The organism is Pseudomonas sp. (genome assembly GCF_017744435.1).
Taxonomy (GTDB): Bacteria; Pseudomonadota; Gammaproteobacteria; order Pseudomonadales; family Pseudomonadaceae; genus Aquipseudomonas.
In genome coordinates this window covers 1-16,983 of record NZ_JAGIBG010000034.1, presented here as the reverse complement: position 1 = coordinate 16,983, position 16,983 = coordinate 1, and the positions used below count along the sequence as shown (strand labels likewise).

Here is a 16,983-nt window from a genome sequence, read left to right as displayed (position 1 = left end):
CCCCAGTCAGCCTCGGACTATCTGGTTCTTGCCCTGCCGCTTGGCCCGGTACATCGCAGCATCGGCACGGGCGAACAAGCTGTCCAGCGACTCGTCTTCGTCCGTCAGCCCGGTCAGCCCCTGGCTCACCGTAACGCTGTACACCTCATCGCCATGGCTGAAGCCCTGCCGCTGAATTTCCCGCTGCAACCGCTCGGCAATCTGCTCGGCCACCTGTGCATTGCAACCCGGGAATACCGCCGCGAATTCCTCCCCGCCGATACGCCCGAACAGGTCGCCGCGGCGTAGCACGGCCTTGCCGCTGTCGGCGATGCGCTGCAGCACCTGGTCGCCTTCCTGGTGCCCGTAGCTGTCGTTGATGCGTTTGAAGTCGTCGATGTCCAGCAGCAGGAAAGCCAATGGCGTGCCGTCTTCACGGGCACTTTCGAAGGCCTGCTGGGCGCACTCGAAGAAGTGCCGGCGGTTGCTGCTCTGGGTCAGCACGTCGGTGGTGGCCAGGCGCTGCAGTTCGCCTTCGAGCTGCTTCTTTTCGGTGATGTCTTCGGCGATGCCGACGATGATCACTCGGTCGCCGTCGCTCTGCTGGTTGATGTAGCACTTGTCGCTGAGCCAGCGCACCTGGCCGCTGGCGTTGAGAATGCGGTATTCGCGGTCTTCCACTGCGCCCTTGAGCAGCACCTGGGCCAGGCTGCGTTCGGCGAATTCCAGGTCGTCGGGGTAGATGCTGTCGCGCCATTCGTTGTAGTCGGCCAGCACCAGGCTGGCCGGCCGACCGAAGATGCGCTCGTAGGCGGGGCTGACGTAGAGCACCTGGCGGGTTTCCCAGTCGAAGGCCCAGAGCACGGCGTTGACGCTGTCGAGCAGCGAGCTGTAGAGCTGCTCGCGTTCACTCAGGCGGGCGACTTCGCCCTGGGCGTGGAGCAAGGCCAGCAAGGTTTGTGCAGCTTCGGGGGGCGGCGTACCTGACAACAACGGAGGAAGGTTCTTGGCCATGAGCACGGGAGCAGTTCTCACTGATGAGGCGCGCGGCCACGAACCGGCCCGCCACGCGGGCGATGTGCCGGGTTTGAGTGGATTTTCAGGGGGGAAGTTCCGGCAGGCACGCCCCGTTGCAGGGCGTGCCGATCAGCGGCTATCAGGCGGTGGGGCGCAGGGAGTAGGTTTTCAGCTGTGCTGCAAAGTCGTGCAGGGCATGGATGCCGCTGGCCTCGGCCTCGTGAACCCAGTCCTTCATGGCCGCCAGCATATCGTGGCCGTTGGCGCTGGTGCGGGCCCAGATCTGTTGCAGGGCCAGGCGCTTCTCGTAGATGGTCTTCAGTGCCTGGCTGTGGGCAAGCATGCTCTCGATACGCACGTGGTGGCGGTCTTCCAGCAGGCTGGTTTCACGCGACAGCAGGCGCTTGGCACGGCGGAAGCGGTGGCGTACCGACGCATCGACCTTGGCCAGCTCCTGCTTGACCAAGGGGCCGATCACCAGCTTGCGGTACTGGGCCATGATCTGGAAGCGGTTGTTGAGGATGGCCATGGCCGTGTCCATGTCCAGGCTGGCCTTGCCCTCGACGCGGTGGGCGATGGGCGCCACACGCTGCACCTTGGCCAGGCGCAGCAGGCAGAACAGGCGGATCCACGCCCAGCCCATGTCGAACTCCCAGCGCTTGACCGACAGCTTGGCCGAATTGGGGTAGGTGTGGTGGTTGTTGTGCAGCTCTTCACCACCGATGACGATCCCCCACGGCACCAGGTTGGTGGCGGCGTCGCGGCATTCGAAATTGCGGTAGCCAACCGCATGGCCCAGGCCGTTGACCACGCCAGCGGCCCAGAATGGAATCCACATCATCTGCACCGCCCAGATGGTGATGCCAATGGTGCCGAACAGCAGCAGGTCGATGACCGCCATCAGCACGATGCCGCCGAGCTTGTAGCGTGAGTAGAGGTTGCGCTCGATCCAGTCTTCCGGGCAGTTCTTGCCGTAGATGCGCAGGGTTTCGGGGTTGCGTGCCTCTTCGCGGTAGAGCTCCGCGCCTTTGCGCAGCACCGTGCCCAGGCCCTTGTACACCGGGCTGTGCGGGTCGTCCGGGGTTTCGCACTTGGCGTGGTGCTTGCGGTGCACGGCCGTCCATTCGCGGGTGTTCTGTGCCGTGGTCAGCCACAGCCAGAAACGGAAGAAGTGCTTAAGCGCACCATTGAGTTCCAGGGCGCGATGGGCGGAGTAGCGATGCAGGTAGATGGTGACGCTGACGATGGTCACGTGGGTCATCAGCAGGGTGACGCCAACCAGTTGCCAGGCCGACAAGTCGAGCAGACCGTTGTACCACATAGGTGTAGAAGCCCTCGGGAATGCAGGGAGAAAAGGGTGATTATCCCTTGGCGGGGAAATAAAACCAGTCACCCTTTCAGATAGGAAGTCACGGCATGTTTCAGCCTTTATAATGCCCCATTCTTTTTCATGGGCTTTCCCCCCCGACATGTCTGTTTCCGTTCGCGACGCCTTGCGCATGGCCGCGCTGTATGTGGTGCTCTCGTTCCTCTGGCTGGTGCTGGCCGAGGTGGTCCTGCGCAGTATGTCTGACGACCCCCTGGCATTGACCGTGGGCCGGCAGATCAACGTGGTGGTGTGGGTACTGGTCAGTGCCTTGCTGATCTTCGTGTCCCGCGCCCGCCTGCTCAACTTCATCGGTATCGGCGCGCGCTTGCGCAGCGAGGACCGCGAGCGCCTGCGCATGGCCGCGGCGGTGTTCGACAGCACCCTGGAGGGTGTGTTGGTCACAGACCGCCAGGGCCTGATCGTGCATGTCAATCGCGCCTTCATGCGCATCACCGGCTACCAGCAGGAAGAAGTGCTGGGCCATCGCCCCAGCAAGTTCAAGTCGGGCCACCACGGTGTGCCGTTCTACCAGCAGATCTTTGCGGCCTTGGCCGAAAAGGGCGAGTGGAGCGGCGAGATCTGGAACCGCCGTAAAAGCGGTGAAATCTATCCACAATGGCAGACGATCTGTGCCATCCGCGACGACAGCGGCGAGCTGAGCCATTACGTGGCGGTGTTCAGCGATATCAGTGCGATCAAGCATTCCGAGCAGGAACTTGCCTACCTGGCTCACCATGACCCGCTCACCGGCCTGCCCAACCGCCTGCTGTTCAACGACCGCGCCGAGCAGGCGCTGGCGTCGGCGCAGGCCAACAAGCGCGGCTGCGCTTTGTTGTTGCTCGACCTGGATCACTTTCAGAGCATCAACGACGGCCTTGGCCATACCATCGGCGACCAGTTGCTCAAGCTGGTTGGCGAACGCCTGCGTGAGACCGTGGGCAGCAACGTGACCCTGGCGCGCCTGGGCGGGGACGAGTTCGGCGTGCTGGCCGAGAATTGCCAGCAGGTTGGCCAGGCCGGCAAGCTGGCGCAGGGCATCATCGAGCGCATGCGCGAGCCCTTCGAGTTCGATGGCCACCGGCTGTTCATCAGTGCCAGCGTGGGTATCAGCCTGTTCCCCAATGACGCCCTGAGCGCCGGGCAACTGTTGCGCAATGCCGATTCGGCGCTGTTCAAGGCCAAGGGTAATGGCCGTGCCTGCTATGCGCTGTACACCGAGGAGCTGACCGCCCACGCCCAGCACCGGGTGGAAACCGCGAGCGAGCTGCGCCGGGCGCTGGCCAAGGATGAGCTGCGGGTGTTCTTCCAGCCGGTGCATGACCTGTCCACGGCGAAGATGGTCGGGGTCGAGGCATTGGTCCGCTGGCAGCACCCGCAGCGAGGGTTGGTGCCGCCGAGCGATTTCATCCCCATCGCCGAGCGCACCGGTCTGATTGCCGAGATCGATGCCTGGGTGTTGCGTGAAGCCTGCCGGCAGATGGTTCGCTGGCGGGAGGATGGGCGCACGCTGGCGTTCGTTGCCGTGAATATTTCCAGCCGCTTGTTCGGCCAGCGCGATTTGTACCGGCAGGTGGCCGATGTGCTGCATCAGACAGGGTTGGCCCCGACATTGCTGGAACTGGAAGTGACCGAGAGTGCGGTCATGGAAGACCCGGAGGTTGCGCTGGAGCAGCTGCACCGCCTGCGCGAGCTGGGGCTGAGCCTGGCCATCGATGACTTTGGCACGGGGTACTCGTCGCTGCTGCGGCTCAAGCGCTTGCCGGTGCAGAAACTGAAGATCGACCAAGGCTTCGTGGCCGGCCTGCCGCTGGATGACGATGACATTGCCATCGTCCGGGTGATCGTCGCGCTGGCGCGGAGCATGGGCATGCAGGTGCATGCTGAGGGCATCGAACAGGCGGAGCAGGCGCGCTTCCTGCTGGAGCAGCAGTGTCAGCTGGGGCAGGGCTACTGGTTCGGGCGGCCGGTGCCGGCTGCGGATCTGCATTGGGGCTGATGGCCTCTTCGCGGGCTCGCCCGCTCCCACAGGTACCGCACCGCTCCTGAGAGCCGTGATAATCCTGTGGGAGCGGGCGTGCCCGCGAAGAATTCAACGCTTGTTCAAGCCTTTCGCCAACCGGTCGCCACCCAGCTGGATCAGCGCCACCAAGGCCACCAGCATGGCAATCACGGTCAACATGATCTGGCTGTCGAAGCGCTGATACCCGTACCGATAGGCAATATCCCCCAGCCCACCCGCTCCAATTGCCCCGGCCATCGCCGAAGAGTTGATCAGCGTCACCAGGGTAATGGTGAACCCGCCCACGATCCCCGGCAGCGCTTCTGGCAACAGCACATGCCAGACGATGTGCCAACGCCGGCAGCCCATGGCCTGCGCCGCCTCTACCAGGCCATGGTCGATCTCGCGCAGGCTCACCTCGGCAATCCGCGCAAAGAACGGCGTCGCGGCGATGGTCAGTGGCACTACCGCAGCCCACACACCGTAGGTGGTACCCACCACCAGCCGGGTGAAGGGGATCAGCGCGACCATCAGGATCAGGAACGGGATCGAACGGAACAGGTTGACGAAAGCGCCCAGCACCCGGTTCAGCAACGGTGCCTCGAAGATGCCGCCCTTGTCGCTGGTGACCAGCAGCACCGCCATCGGCACCCCCACCAGCAACGCGACCAGCGAGGACACGCCCACCATCAGCAGGGTGTCGAGCAGGCCATCGAGCAAGCGATCAAACCACATGGCCCAGTACCTCCACGTCTTCGGCCCAGCGGCGGGCGCGTTCGAGCAATTGATGCGTGTCGTGCGGTGAGCCCTGGATCGACAGGATCAACTGCCCGAGCGCATGCTCGCCGATGGTTTCCACGCCACCCTGAAGCAGGCGCACACGCCCGCCCAGTTCGGCGAACAGGTCGGACAGCGCCGGCTCGCCGAGGAGGGTGAGTTTGAGCACCACTGCGCTGTCACGGCCCACCGGGCTGGCGCGCAGGTTTGCCTGCAAAGCCGCAGGCAGCTTGGCCTGCAACGGTGCCAGCAGGGTGCGGGTAACCTCATGGCATGGGCTGCCGAACACGCGCCAGACTTCGCCCTGCTCGACGATCGCGCCACGCTCCAGCACCACCACGCGGTGACAGATGTCGCGGATCACCGCCATCTCGTGGGTGATCAGCACCACGGTCAGCCCCAGGCGTTGGTTGATGTTGCGCAGCAGTTCGAGGATCGACGCCGTGGTCTCGGGGTCCAGTGCCGAGGTGGCCTCGTCGCACAGCAGGATTTCCGGGTCATGCACCAGCGCCCGGGCGATGCCGACCCGCTGCTTCTGCCCGCCGGACAGCTGCGCCGGGTAGACGTGATGCTTCTCCTGCAAACCCACCAGTTCCAGCAGCTCGCGGACCTTGCGCTGGCGCTCGGCCTTGGCCACGCCGGCCACCTTCAGCGGCAGCTCGACGTTCTGCCACACGGTCTTGGCCGACATCAGGTTGAAATGCTGGAAGATCATGCCGATGCGTCGGCGCAGGGCTACCAGGCGGTCCTCGTCGAAGGGCGCGATGTCCACCTGGTCGATCAGTACACGGCCCTGGCTCGGCTGCTCGAGGCGGTTGATGGTGCGCAGCAGCGACGACTTGCCGGCACCACTGCGGCCGATGATGCCGAAGATCTCGCCACGGCGGATATTCAGGTCAATGCCGTGCAGCGCCGGCTGTTGCTGGCCAGGGTAAGTCTTGCCAAGGCCGATGAAGCGCACGTGGGCTTCGTTGACCTCCGGGCGCAGGGCCTGCTCCCTGGCCGTAGACGGCGATGGTTGTGCGGTGGGCGCTCGGAGCGCGCTGGCCTGGCTCATGTCAGCCCTCCCAACCGGCCTGGTACAGGCTGCCATGGGCCTTGTTCAAGGCCGAACGCACGGCAGGCGAGTGTTGGTAGATATCGACGAACCTGGCCAGGCGAGGGTCGTCCTTGCTTTGCGGGCGGATGACGAACTGGATCACGTACTCCTTGTTTTCCAGGCCATCGAACAGCAACGCCGACGTGGCATCGAAGCTGTTGGCCAGGCGGATGTAGGCCGGGTAGCCCTGGACCAGGTCGGCGTCGTCATAGGCGCGCACCAGTTGCACGGCTTCGACCTGCAGGATCTTCAGTCGCTTCGGGTTGGCGACGATGTCGTCTTCGGTGGCCTTGTAGCCGACCCCGGGCTTGAGGGTGATCAAGCCAGCCTTGGCCAGCAACTGCAGGCCGCGGCCGCTGTTGATCGGGTCATTGGCGATGGCCACGCTGGCGCCTTCGGGCAGGTCGGCGAAACTTTTGTACTTTTTCGAGTACAGGCCGACGTTGTTGATGATGCCCGGGGCATAGGGCACCAGGTTGAAACCGGCCGCAGCCTTGGCGTTCTCCAGGAAGGGAATGTGCTGGAAGTAGTTCACGTCGATGTCGCCGCTGTTGAGGCTGACATTCGGCGCGATCCAGTCGCTGAACTCGATCAGCTTCACCTCCAGGCCTTGCTTGTGGGCTTCTTCAACCGCCGCTTCCAGGGGGATGGCGAAGGCCGCGGTAGTGCCGATCTTCAGCGGCTCGGCAGCGAAGGTGCTGGCGGACAGGCCGAAGGTGAGGGCAATGGCCGCGACGGGCCGGAACAGTTTCTCAAGCATGGTGCAGGGCTCCAGTCGGGGCAGGGGTCGGGGTGTTGCGGTAGGTGGAACCTGGGTGGCCGGCAGGCAGGTACGGGTGGTCGCTGGCGAACAGCTTTTCGCGCAGGGTGCCGTCGGCGTAGGCGGTCTTGTAGCGGCCACGTTGCTGCAGTTGCGGGATCACCAGCTCGATGAAGTCCTCATAGCTTTCCGGGGTGACGGTGCGGGTCAGGTTGAAGCCGTCCAGGCCGGTTTCGTCGACCCAGGCGATCAGCTGTTCGGCTACCTGATCGGGCGCGCCGACCAGGGTTACATAGCGCCCCCCGAGGGCGTGCTGCTCCAGCAGGCGGCGGCGAGTCCAGGCGTTCTCCTGCAGCTGGCGGGTGGCCGACTGGATGGCGTTGCCCTTGCTGGCGCCGATCGGCTCGTCCAGCCCGTAGGCGGCGAAGTCGATACCGGTAGAGGCGGCGAAGTGCGCCACGCCGGCTTCCGCGCTGGCATGCTGCAGGTACTCGGCATGCTTGGCCTGGGCCTGTTGCTCGGTGGGGGCGACGATCACGGTGATGCCCATGAACACCTTCACCGCCTGCGGATCGCGGCCAGCGGCCTGGGCAGCCGCGCGGACCTTGGCGACCTGGGTGCGGGTGGCGGCCTTGTCCTGGCCGCTGATGAACACGCACTCGGCATGGTTGCCGGCGAACGCCAGGCCGCGCGGCGAGCTGCCCGCCTGGAACAGGACCGGCGTGCGCTGTGGCGAGGGTTCGCACAGGTGGTAGCCCTCGACCTTGTAGAACTCGCCCTGGTGGCGGATCTTGCGCACCTTGCCTGGCTCGGCGTACACCCGGCGTTGGCGGTCGTTGACCACGGCGTCATCGGCCCAACTGCCCTCCAGCAGCTTGTACAGCACCTGCAGGTATTCGTCGGCCTGGTCGTAGCGGCGGTCGTGCTCGGGCTGCTGCTCCAGGCCCATGGCGCGGGCGGCGCTGTCGAGGTAGCCGGTGACGATGTTCCAGCCGACCCGGCCGTTGCTCAGGTGGTCGAGGGTGGAGAGGCGCCGGGCGAACAGATAAGGCGCTTCGTAGGTGAGGTTGGCGGTGAGGCCGAAACCCAGGTGGCGGGTAACGGCGGCCATGGCCGAAACCAGCAGCAGCGGGTCGTTGACCGGCAACTGGATCGACTCCTTGAGGGTCACGTCGACGGAGTTGCCGTAGATGTCATAGGTGCCGACGATGTCGGCGATGAACAGGCCGTCGAACAGCCCGCGCTCGAGCAGGCGTGCCAGGTCGGTCCAGTATTCCAGGGTCTTGTACTGGGTCGAGGTGTCCCGTGGGTGGGCCCACAGGCCATGGTTGATGTGCCCGATGCAGTTCATGTTGAAGGCATTGAGCAGGATCTGCCTGGCCATCAGATGGTCCCCCGGCGTGGTGGGTTTTCGTGGTTCAGGTAGTAGTTGCCGATGGCGTGGTACTTCCAGCGCACCGGGTCATGCAGGGTGTGCACGCGGGCGTTGCGCCAATGGCGGTCGAGGTTGTGCTCGGCGAGGGTGGCCTGGCTGCCGGCGAGTTCGAACAGCGTGGTGCCGGCGGCGAGGGAGATTTCCGTGCTGATGGCCCGTGCTTCGGCAACGGCGATGGAGGCAGCGGCAACGGTGTCGGCATTGCTGTTGGCCTGGGCGCGGTCCAGGAACTCGCCGGCGCGTTCGAGCAACGCTTCAGCAGCATGCAGGCGGCTCACCAGCTGGCCGAAGCTTTTCAGGGTCAGCGGATCGTCGCTGGCTTTGTCCAGGCCGGAGTCGACCCATGGCCGGCTGCGCGTGCGCACGAAGTGCAGGGCATCATCCAGCGCTGCGCGAGCGATACCGGTGTCGATGGCCGCATGGAGAATCTGCGCCAGCGGGCCGACCGGTGTCGGGCGTTCGAAGGCCGTCTGGAACGGCACCACGTCGTCGGCATCGACCCAGACGTTGTCGAAGGTCACCGAGCCGCTGCCGGTGGTGCGCTGGCCGAAGCCGCTCCAGTCGTCGATTACCTGCAGGCCCTGGCTGTCGGCGGGGACGAAGGCCAACTGCTGGCGGCCCTGGTCGTCGATCACCGAGGTCGGGATGCGCTGGGCGTACAGCGCGCCGGTGGCGTAGAACTTGCGCCCGTTGATGCGGTAGCCGGCGCCATCGCGAGTCAGGCGGGTGGTGCGGTCGTGTGCGGTTTTCGTGCCCAGTTCGGCCAGGGCGTTACCGAAGCGGCGGCCGGCCAACACTTCGCCGTAGAGGCGCCGCTGCTGTTCGGGGCTGCCGTTAACCCGCAGCACTTCGAGGGCGTAGAAGTGGTTCTGCGGAATCTGGCCAAGGGAGCCATCGGCCTGGGCGATACGGGCGATGACCTGGGCCAGGGTGACGTTGGACACGCCCGCGCCGCCAAAGGTTTTGGGGACGCTGATGGCCCACAGGCCGGAGCGGGTGAACAGCTCCAGTTCGGCGTGGGGCAGGCGGCGTTCGCGGTCGCGCAGGGCGCTGTCGCGTTTGAGTTGCTGGGCGATATGTTCGGCGGCAGCCAGGGCTTGGCTGTCGCTGGTGATTACTGATGTTGTCATGGTGATCTCCGGGGGCCGCTGTGCGGCCCCAATGGCCACAAATTCAGATCCAGGAATGCCGGGCGGGCAGGGTGCCGTTGAGGTGATAGGCACCAATCGCGTGGTACTTCCAGCGCACCGGGTCGTGCAGGGTGTGCACCCGGGCATTGCGCCAGTGCCGGTCGAGGTTGAACTCGGCCAGGCTTGCGCGGCTGCCCGCCAGTTCGAACAGCTTTTCGCTGGCCTGCAGCGAGATCTCGGTGGTCAGCACCTTGGCCTCGGCCACGGCAATTGACGCCCGCGCTGCGGCGGCGGCATCGATCGGCCCGGCATTGACCTCGTCGAGCACGCGCGCGGCCTTGCGCAGCAGCGCCTCGGCGGCATGCAGGTCAAGCTTCAGGCGGCCGATGTCGGCAACCACGTAAGGGTCATCGCTGGCGCGCTCGACCTTGGCCTCGATCCATGGCCGGGATTTTTCGCGGACGAAGGTGATGGCGTCGTCGATGGCGGCCTCGGCGATGCCGGCATCGATGGCCGCCTGAATCAGCTGCGAGGCCGCGCCCTGGATATTGGGGGTATCGCGCTGGCGCCAGTTGTCGATGACCAGCTCCGCATCGACCGGTACCTGGTCGAGCAGCACGGTACCGCTGGCGGTGGTGCGCTGGCCGAAGCCGGACCAGTCGTCGACGATGCGCAGCCCCGGGCTGCCGCGGCGGACGAAGGCCAGACGCTGGCGGCCTTCATCGTCCAGCGCCTTGACCGCCACCCAGTGGGCGAACAGCGCGCCAGTGGAATAGAACTTCTCACCGCTGATGCGATAGCCGTCAGCGCTGCGGGTGATCCTGGCCTTGAGCGTCAGGGTGTCCTTGGTGCCGCGCTCGGGGCCGGCGTTGCCGATACGCCAGCCGTCCAGCACGCTGCGAAAGATCAGCGCCTGTTGAGCTTCGGTAGCGGTCAGGCGCAGCAGCTGCAGCATGCCGAACTGGTTCTGTGGGATCTGCCCCAGGGCCGGGTCGGCGGCGCTGATCAGGCGGAACACCTCGGCGACGGTTGCGAACGAGACGTCCGGGCCGCCGTAGGCCTTGGGCACGCTGATGCTGCCCAGGCCACTGCGGGTGAACTGTTCGATTTCTGCCCAGGGCAGCTTGCGTTGCTGGTCACGGCGGGCGGCTTGCTCGCGGGCGCTCTCGGCCAGTTCGCGGGCGGCTTGCAGGGCTTCGGCGTCGTTGCGCAGGACCTTGGCCGGCAGCAGCAGGGGCGAGCTGTCGAGGTCGCTATGGAATACGGTATTTGGCTGGGTGGTCATCAGAACCGAACCTCACAAAGTGGATGCGTCGCTTCAGCTGATGGCGACAGACATTTGCTGGTCCGGTGGTCCGGTTCATATACCATAATGGCTTATTAAAAGTTTATGAACTAACTTTTTGGAATATTTATAGAAGATGGATTTGCATTGGATGTGCCGGCCTCTTCGCGGGCACGCCCGCTCCCACACCGATCAATGTGGGAGCGGGCGTGCCCGCGAAGAATCCAGCCGAGATTTTCAGTCTTGCGCAGCGGCGGTACCGAGGAACTTGCGCAGGAACTGCCGGGTACGCTCTTCCTTCGGATTGGCGAACAGCGCCTTGGCCTCGCCCTGTTCCACGATCACACCCTTGTCGAAGAAGATCACCCGGTTCGCGACATCCCGGGCAAAACTCATCTCATGGGTCACGATGATCATGGTGCGCTTCTCCTCGGCCAGGCCGCGGATGGTCGCCAGCACCTCGCCGACCAGCTCCGGGTCGAGGGCCGAGGTGGGTTCGTCGAACAGGATCACTTCAGGTTCCATGGCCAGCGCGCGGGCAATGGCCACGCGCTGCTGCTGGCCGCCGGAAAGGCGCCGCGGGTAGGCGTCTTCCTTGCCCGCCAGGCCGACCTTGGCCAGCAGCCGCCGACCCAGGTCGATGGCCTGTTCGCGAGGCGTCTTCTTGACGATCACCGGGCCTTCGATGACGTTTTCCAGCGCGGTGCGGTGGGGGAACAGGTTGAAGTTCTGGAACACGAAGCCAGCCTGCTGGCGCAGGCGGCGGATCGCACTCTGCTGGCCGCCGAGCGGGCGGTTGGCATCAATGCTGATGTCGCCGATCTGGATCTGCCCGGCATCCGGGGTTTCCAGCAGGTTGAGGCAACGCAGGAAAGTGGTCTTGCCCGAGCCGCTGGGGCCGATGATGGCCACCACTTCACCGGGTTGCACGGTCAGGTCGATACCGTTGAGCACGGTCTGGCCCTTGAACTGCTTGGTCAGGCCTTTGGCGACGATCATCTCATTGCTCCTGGTCGTGCTGGTTGACCCGCGCTTCCATGCGGTTCTGGAAGTGCGCGAGGATGCTGCAGAGGATCCAGTAGATCACGGCAACGGCCAGGTACATGGTGAACACTTCGAAGGTGCGCGCGGTAATCAGCTGGGCCTGTCGGAACAGCTCGGGCACCTGGATGGTCGCCGCCAGGGCGGTGTCCTTGACCAGCGAGATGAAGCTGTTGCCCAGTGGAGGCAGCGCGGTGCGCAGGGCCTGGGGCAGGATCGCCCGGCGCATGGCCTGGGTGCGGGTCATGCCGATGCTGGCCGCGGCTTCCCACTGGCCGCGGTCGATCGAGGAGATCGCCGCACGCAGGATTTCGCAGATGTAGGCCGCCATGTTCAGTGACAGACCGATCAGCGAAGCCGGAATCGGGTCGAGCTCGATACCGATCTGCGGCATGCCGAAGTAGATCACGAACAGCTGCACCAGCAGCGGCGTGCCACGGAAGAACGACACATAGACCCGGGCCAGCCAGTTCAGCGGCAGGATCTTCGACAGCCGCATCAGTGCCAGGGCAAAGCCCAGCACCAGGCCGAAGAACATGCCGCCAACGCTGAGCAGCACCGTATAACCCGCGCCCTTCAGCAGGAAGGGCGTGGAGTCGGCAACGAGTTGCAGGCTTTCAGCGATCATTTGGTGACATCGGCACCGAAGTATTTCTCCGACAGCTTGGCCAGCGTGCCGTCAGCCTTGAGCTTGTCGATGGCCTTGTTGATCGCGGCCAGCAGCTCAGGCTCACCCTTGCGCAGGGCCACGCCGCTTTCCAGGCGCGAGAAGGCGTCGCCAGCCAGTTCGGTGTCCTTGGCCTTCTGGGCGTATTCCAGCGCAGCCAGGCGGTCGATCAGGATGGCGTCGATGCGGCCGTTGCGCAGGTCGGCGAATTTGCTCGGGTCGTCTTCATAGGTGCGCACGTCAGCCTTCGGCACGTCCTGCTTCACCCATTGCTCGTAGTTGGTGCCCAGGCCCACGCCAACCTTCTTGCCGGCCAGGTCCTGCGCGCTCTTGATGTTCAGCTGCTCGGCCTTCTTCTTCAGGACCAGCGCCTGGATGCCGGAGATGGTGTAGGGCTCGGAGAAGTCGTACTTCTTCTTGCGCTCCTCGGAGATGGTCACCTGGTTGACCACCACGTCCAGGCGCTTGGATTCCAGCGCGGCGAGGATGCCGTCCCATTTGGTCGGCTGGATCTTGGCTTTGACCCCCAGTTCCTTGGCCAGCAATTCGGACAGCTCGACTTCGAAGCCGGTCAGTTTGCCGTTTTCATCCTGGAAGCTGAATGGCGGGTAAGTCCCCTCGAGGCCGACGTTGATCACGCCTTTTTCCTCGATGGTCTTCAGTTGCTCGCCGGCGAAGGCCTGGCCGAGCAGGCCGGCACCCAGCAGGATGGCCAGGCTGGCGTTGAGAAGCGGTTTGGCGAATTTCGACATGTCAGACCCCGCGCTTGTTGTTGAAGTAGTGGGTGGCGACTATAGAGTTGGCTTGATAGGCCAGGAAATAATAAAAACTTATTTTCTTATTCCCGTTTTGATCTGTGCCAGGTTTTGGCTGCTTTGAGGGTAGGCCAGGATAGTGCCGCCGTCATCGCGGCTTATGCCCGACTTAGCGCAGGATGGAATAAAGCGTTGTTTTTTCCAAGGGGCGGATTTGCCGTAGAGTGGATCGCATAACGACAGATTGGCCACCTTCGGCAGGAGAACACCGTGAGCGAACAACCTTCAACTGGGCACTGGCAACTGCACAGCATCGTCAGTGGCCTGCGCGGTGCCCGCGAGCAATGGCGCAGCCGCAATGGTCGTAGCAGTGGCGAGCAAGGCGGGCGCGAGCTGCCTTCGCGCGAGGCCATGCGCCAGATTCTCGAGCAGCTCTGCGGGGCGCTGTTCCCGATGCGCCTGGGCCCGGTCGACCTGCGTGAGGAGAGCGAGGACTTCTACGTCGGCCATACCCTCGACGCGGCGCTGACGGCCCTGCTGGCGCAGGCGCGGCTGGAACTGCGCTACGCCGCCCGCCAGAGCAAGACGGAACTGCAGGGCATCGACGCCCAGGCCCTGCGCCTGATCCAGGACTTCGCGGCGGCCTTGCCGGGCCTGCGCGTGCTGCTCGATACCGATGTGCTCGCGGCCTATCACGGCGACCCGGCGGCGCGCAGCGTCGACGAGGTATTGCTGTGTTATCCGGGGATCCTGGCGATCATCCACCACCGTCTGGCTCACCACCTTTATAAGGCAGGCCTGCCGCTGCTGGCGCGGATCAGTTCGGAGCTGGCGCATTCGGCCACCGGTATCGACATTCACCCTGGCGCGCAGATCGGCCAGAGCTTCTTCATCGACCACGGTACCGGCGTGGTAATTGGCGAGACCGCGATCATCGGTGAGCGGGTGCGCATCTACCAGGCGGTTACCCTGGGCGCCAAGCGCTTCCCCAGCGATGAGTCGGGAACGCTGCACAAGGGGCTGCCACGCCACCCGATCGTCGAGGACGATGTGGTGATCTATGCCGGGGCGACGATCCTGGGGCGGATTACCATCGGCAAGGGCTCGACCATTGGCGGCAATGTCTGGCTGACCCGCAGCGTGCCGGCCGAAAGCAACATCACCCAGGCCAACCTGCAGCTGGATTGCCAGGACAAGAACTGATCCGGGAGATTCATGGCTGTACCGGCCCTTTCGCGGCTAAAGCCGCTCCCACAGGGATTGCACATTTTCAGAATGCTGTGGGGTCGCTGTGGGAGCGGCTTTAGCCGCGAAAGGGCCATGACAGGAGGGCGCCAATCGGCGCCCCGGTTCGCATTGAAAGCCGATCCATGTTTAACTTGAACGCTTGTTCAATGAAAAACGCTGGTCCGCTGCCGGTGTTCAACAGGAGGATTCCTTTGCTGAACCCGTTCATTCCGAACCTCACGTCGATCGACGAGGTGCCTGTTTCATGAGTGCACCGTCCCCCTCCCTTGCCAATGGCAAGATCCGCATGAACCCGCCAGTGTTCTACTTCGCGGCAAGTTTCATTCTTCTTTTCGGCCTGGTGGTCATCGCCTTCCCGCAAGCTGCCGGTGAGTGGCTGCTGGCGGCGCAGAACTGGGCGGCCAACACGGTCGGCTGGTACTACATGCTGGCCATGACGCTGTACCTGGTGTTCGTGGTGGTCACCGCCTTGTCCGGCTACGGCAAGATCAAGCTCGGTGCCGACCACGACGAGCCCGAGTTCAGCTACTTGTCCTGGGCCGGCATGCTGTTCGCCGCCGGTATCAGCATCACGCTGTTCTTCTTCTGTGTCTCCGAGCCGCTGACCCACATGCTCACCCCGCCCCAGGGCGAAGGAGGCACGGCCGAGGCCGGGCGCCAGGCGATGGAGATCCTGTTCCTGCACTGGGGCCTGCATGGCTGGGGCGTGTTCGCCTTCGTCGGCATGGCGCTGGCCTACTTCGCCTACCGGCACAACCTGCCGCTGGCCTTGCGTTCGGCGTTGTATCCGCTGATCGGCAAGCGCATCAATGGCCCTATCGGCTATGCCGTGGACGGCTTCGGCATCATCGCCACGGTGTTCGGCCTGGGCGCCGACATGGGCTTTGGTGTGCTGCACCTGAACGCCGGCCTCGACTACCTGTTCGGCATCAGCCACAGCCAGTGGGTGCAGGTGATCCTCATCGCGCTGATGATGGGCGCGGCGGTGGCGGTAGCCGTGGCGGGGGTGGAAAAGGGCGTACGGGTGATGAGCGACATCAACCTGTTCCTGGCCTGCGCGTTGCTGCTGTTCGTGCTGTTCGCCGGGCCCACCCAGCACCTGTTCAATACCCTGATCCAGAACCTCGGCGATTACCTCGGCGCCTTGCCGCGCAAGAGCTTCGACGTGTACGCCTATGGCGAGCAACGTGACTGGCTGGGTGGCTGGACGGTGTTCTACTGGGCCTGGTGGATTGCCTGGGCGCCGTTCGTGGGCCTGTTCATCGCGCGCATCTCGCGTGGCCGCACCATCCGTGAGTTCGTCTTCGGCGTGCTGCTGATTCCGCTGGGCTTCACCCTGGCGTGGATGTCGATCTTCGGCAACAGCGCGCTGGACCAGGTGATCAACCACGGCATGACCGCGCTCGGCCAGTCCGCATTGGACAACCCGTCGATGAGCCTGTACCTGCTGCTGGAAACCTACCCGTGGAGCAAGACGGTGATCGCCGTGACGGTGTTCATCAGTTTCGTGTTCTTCGTCACCTCGGCCGACTCTGGCACCGTGGTGCTGTCGACCCTGTCCGCCAAGGGCGGTGGTGCCGACGAAGACGGGCCGAACTGGTTGCGGATCTTCTGGGGTGCGATGACGGCGTTGATTACCAGCGGCTTGCTGTTCGCGGGCAGCATCGACTCGTTGAAGTCGGCGGTGGTGCTGACCTCGCTTCCGTTCTCGCTGATCCTGCTGTGCATGATGTGGGGGCTGCACAAGGCCTTCTACCTGGAGAGCCAGCGGCAGATCGCGCAGATGCACTCGCTGGCACCGTTCGCCCAGTCACGCCGTGGCCGTGGTGGCTGGCGTCAACGTCTGAGCCAGGCCGTGCACTTCCCGTCGCGGGACGAGGTGTACCGCTTCATGGACGACGTGGTGCGCCCGGCAATTGCCGAAGTGCGTGAGGTGTTCGAGCAGAAGGGCCTGGTGCTGGTGACCCAGGACGACCCGAGCCATGACAACGTCAGCCTCAAGGTTGGCCATGGCGAGGAGCAGCCGTTCATCTACCAGGTGCAGATGCGTGGCTACTTCACGCCGTCGTTCGCGCTGGGCGGGCTGGGCGGGCTGGGCACGCAGGAGTTGAAGAACCGCCGCTACTACCGGGCCGAGGTGCACCTGAGCGAAGGCAGCCAGAACTATGACCTGGTGGGCTACAGCAAGGAGCAGATCATCAACGACATCCTCGACCAGTACGAGCGGCACATGCAGTTCCTGCATCTGGTCCGCTAATACCTGTACCGGCCTCTTCGCGGGCTTGCCCGCTCCCACAGGTTCAGCACAGTTTCTGAAAGCTGTGCAGGACTTGTGGGAGCGGGCAAGCCCGCGAAGAGGCCGGTACAGGTATTAGCGGACCAGATGCAGGAACTGCATGTGCCGCTCGTACTGGTCGAGGAT

General features: G+C 64.4%; 14 protein-coding genes. 3 read left to right on the top strand and 11 right to left on the bottom strand.

Going from position 1 to position 16,983, the window contains the following annotated elements:
* Nucleotides 1–6 precede the first annotated feature (6 nt).
* Nucleotides 7–993, bottom strand: a complete 987-nt coding sequence (locus tag J7573_RS20355) for a sensor domain-containing diguanylate cyclase (RefSeq protein ID WP_294339611.1) — start codon at nt 991–993, stop codon at nt 7–9.
* 142 nt (nt 994–1,135) lie between these two features.
* Complete coding sequence (gene desA / locus J7573_RS20350; protein ID WP_294339609.1) at nt 1,136–2,317, bottom strand: delta-9 fatty acid desaturase DesA; 1,182 nt, start codon at nt 2,315–2,317, stop codon at nt 1,136–1,138.
* A gap of 148 nt (nt 2,318–2,465) precedes the next feature.
* Between desA and dibA the strand changes: the two genes are divergently transcribed.
* Nucleotides 2,466–4,361: a phosphodiesterase DibA gene (gene dibA, locus J7573_RS20345; protein ID WP_294339607.1), complete on the top strand. Its 1,896-nt coding sequence runs from the start codon at nt 2,466–2,468 to the stop codon at nt 4,359–4,361.
* 93 nt (nt 4,362–4,454) lie between these two features.
* Here dibA and J7573_RS20340 read toward each other — a convergent pair whose 3' ends face one another.
* The 9 genes from J7573_RS20340 to tcyJ all read right to left on the bottom strand — a co-directional run bounded on the left by J7573_RS20340 (nt 4,455) and on the right by tcyJ (nt 13,310).
* A complete protein-coding gene (locus J7573_RS20340; RefSeq protein WP_294339605.1) occupies nt 4,455–5,099 on the bottom strand; it encodes a methionine ABC transporter permease in 645 nt (214 codons plus the stop codon).
* The gene (locus J7573_RS20335) at nt 5,089–6,198 is read right to left on the bottom strand and encodes an ATP-binding cassette domain-containing protein (RefSeq protein ID WP_294339603.1); all 1,110 of its coding nucleotides are present in this window, start codon (nt 6,196–6,198) and stop codon (nt 5,089–5,091) included. The genes J7573_RS20340 and J7573_RS20335 overlap by 11 nt, the downstream gene beginning before the upstream one ends.
* A gap of 1 nt (nt 6,199) precedes the next feature.
* Nucleotides 6,200–7,000, bottom strand: a complete 801-nt coding sequence (locus J7573_RS20330; RefSeq protein ID WP_294339599.1) for a MetQ/NlpA family ABC transporter substrate-binding protein — start codon at nt 6,998–7,000, stop codon at nt 6,200–6,202.
* Nucleotides 6,993–8,384 (bottom strand): LLM class flavin-dependent oxidoreductase, encoded by a 1,392-nt coding sequence (locus J7573_RS20325; protein WP_294339597.1) that lies wholly within the window; start codon nt 8,382–8,384, stop codon nt 6,993–6,995. Before J7573_RS20325 ends, J7573_RS20330 begins: the two co-directional genes overlap by 8 nt.
* Entirely contained in the window at nt 8,384–9,565 is a 1,182-nt protein-coding gene (locus tag J7573_RS20320) for an SfnB family sulfur acquisition oxidoreductase (RefSeq protein ID WP_294339595.1), read from the bottom strand. Before J7573_RS20320 ends, J7573_RS20325 begins: the two co-directional genes overlap by 1 nt.
* Before the next feature lie 43 nt (nt 9,566–9,608).
* Nucleotides 9,609–10,850 (bottom strand): SfnB family sulfur acquisition oxidoreductase, encoded by a 1,242-nt coding sequence (locus J7573_RS20315; protein WP_294339593.1) that lies wholly within the window; start codon nt 10,848–10,850, stop codon nt 9,609–9,611.
* Between the two features lie 237 nt (nt 10,851–11,087).
* Entirely contained in the window at nt 11,088–11,849 is a 762-nt protein-coding gene (tcyN, locus tag J7573_RS20310; protein WP_294339590.1) for an L-cystine ABC transporter ATP-binding protein TcyN, read from the bottom strand.
* A gap of 1 nt (nt 11,850) precedes the next feature.
* Nucleotides 11,851–12,519: a cystine ABC transporter permease gene (gene tcyL, locus J7573_RS20305; RefSeq protein ID WP_027917633.1), complete on the bottom strand. Its 669-nt coding sequence runs from the start codon at nt 12,517–12,519 to the stop codon at nt 11,851–11,853.
* Entirely contained in the window at nt 12,516–13,310 is a 795-nt protein-coding gene (tcyJ, locus tag J7573_RS20300) for a cystine ABC transporter substrate-binding protein (protein WP_103448575.1), read from the bottom strand. The genes tcyL and tcyJ overlap by 4 nt, the downstream gene beginning before the upstream one ends.
* Before the next feature lie 273 nt (nt 13,311–13,583).
* Here tcyJ and epsC point away from each other — a divergent pair, with 273 nt between their 5' ends.
* Together epsC and betT are read left to right on the top strand one after the other, a co-directional pair.
* Nucleotides 13,584–14,516, top strand: coding sequence for a serine O-acetyltransferase EpsC (gene epsC / locus J7573_RS20295; protein ID WP_294339581.1), 933 nt, complete (start codon nt 13,584–13,586; stop codon nt 14,514–14,516).
* 331 nt (nt 14,517–14,847) lie between these two features.
* Entirely contained in the window at nt 14,848–16,818 is a 1,971-nt protein-coding gene (betT, locus tag J7573_RS20290) for a choline transporter BetT (RefSeq protein WP_294339802.1), read from the top strand.
* The last annotated feature ends 165 nt before the right edge of the window (nt 16,819–16,983 follow it).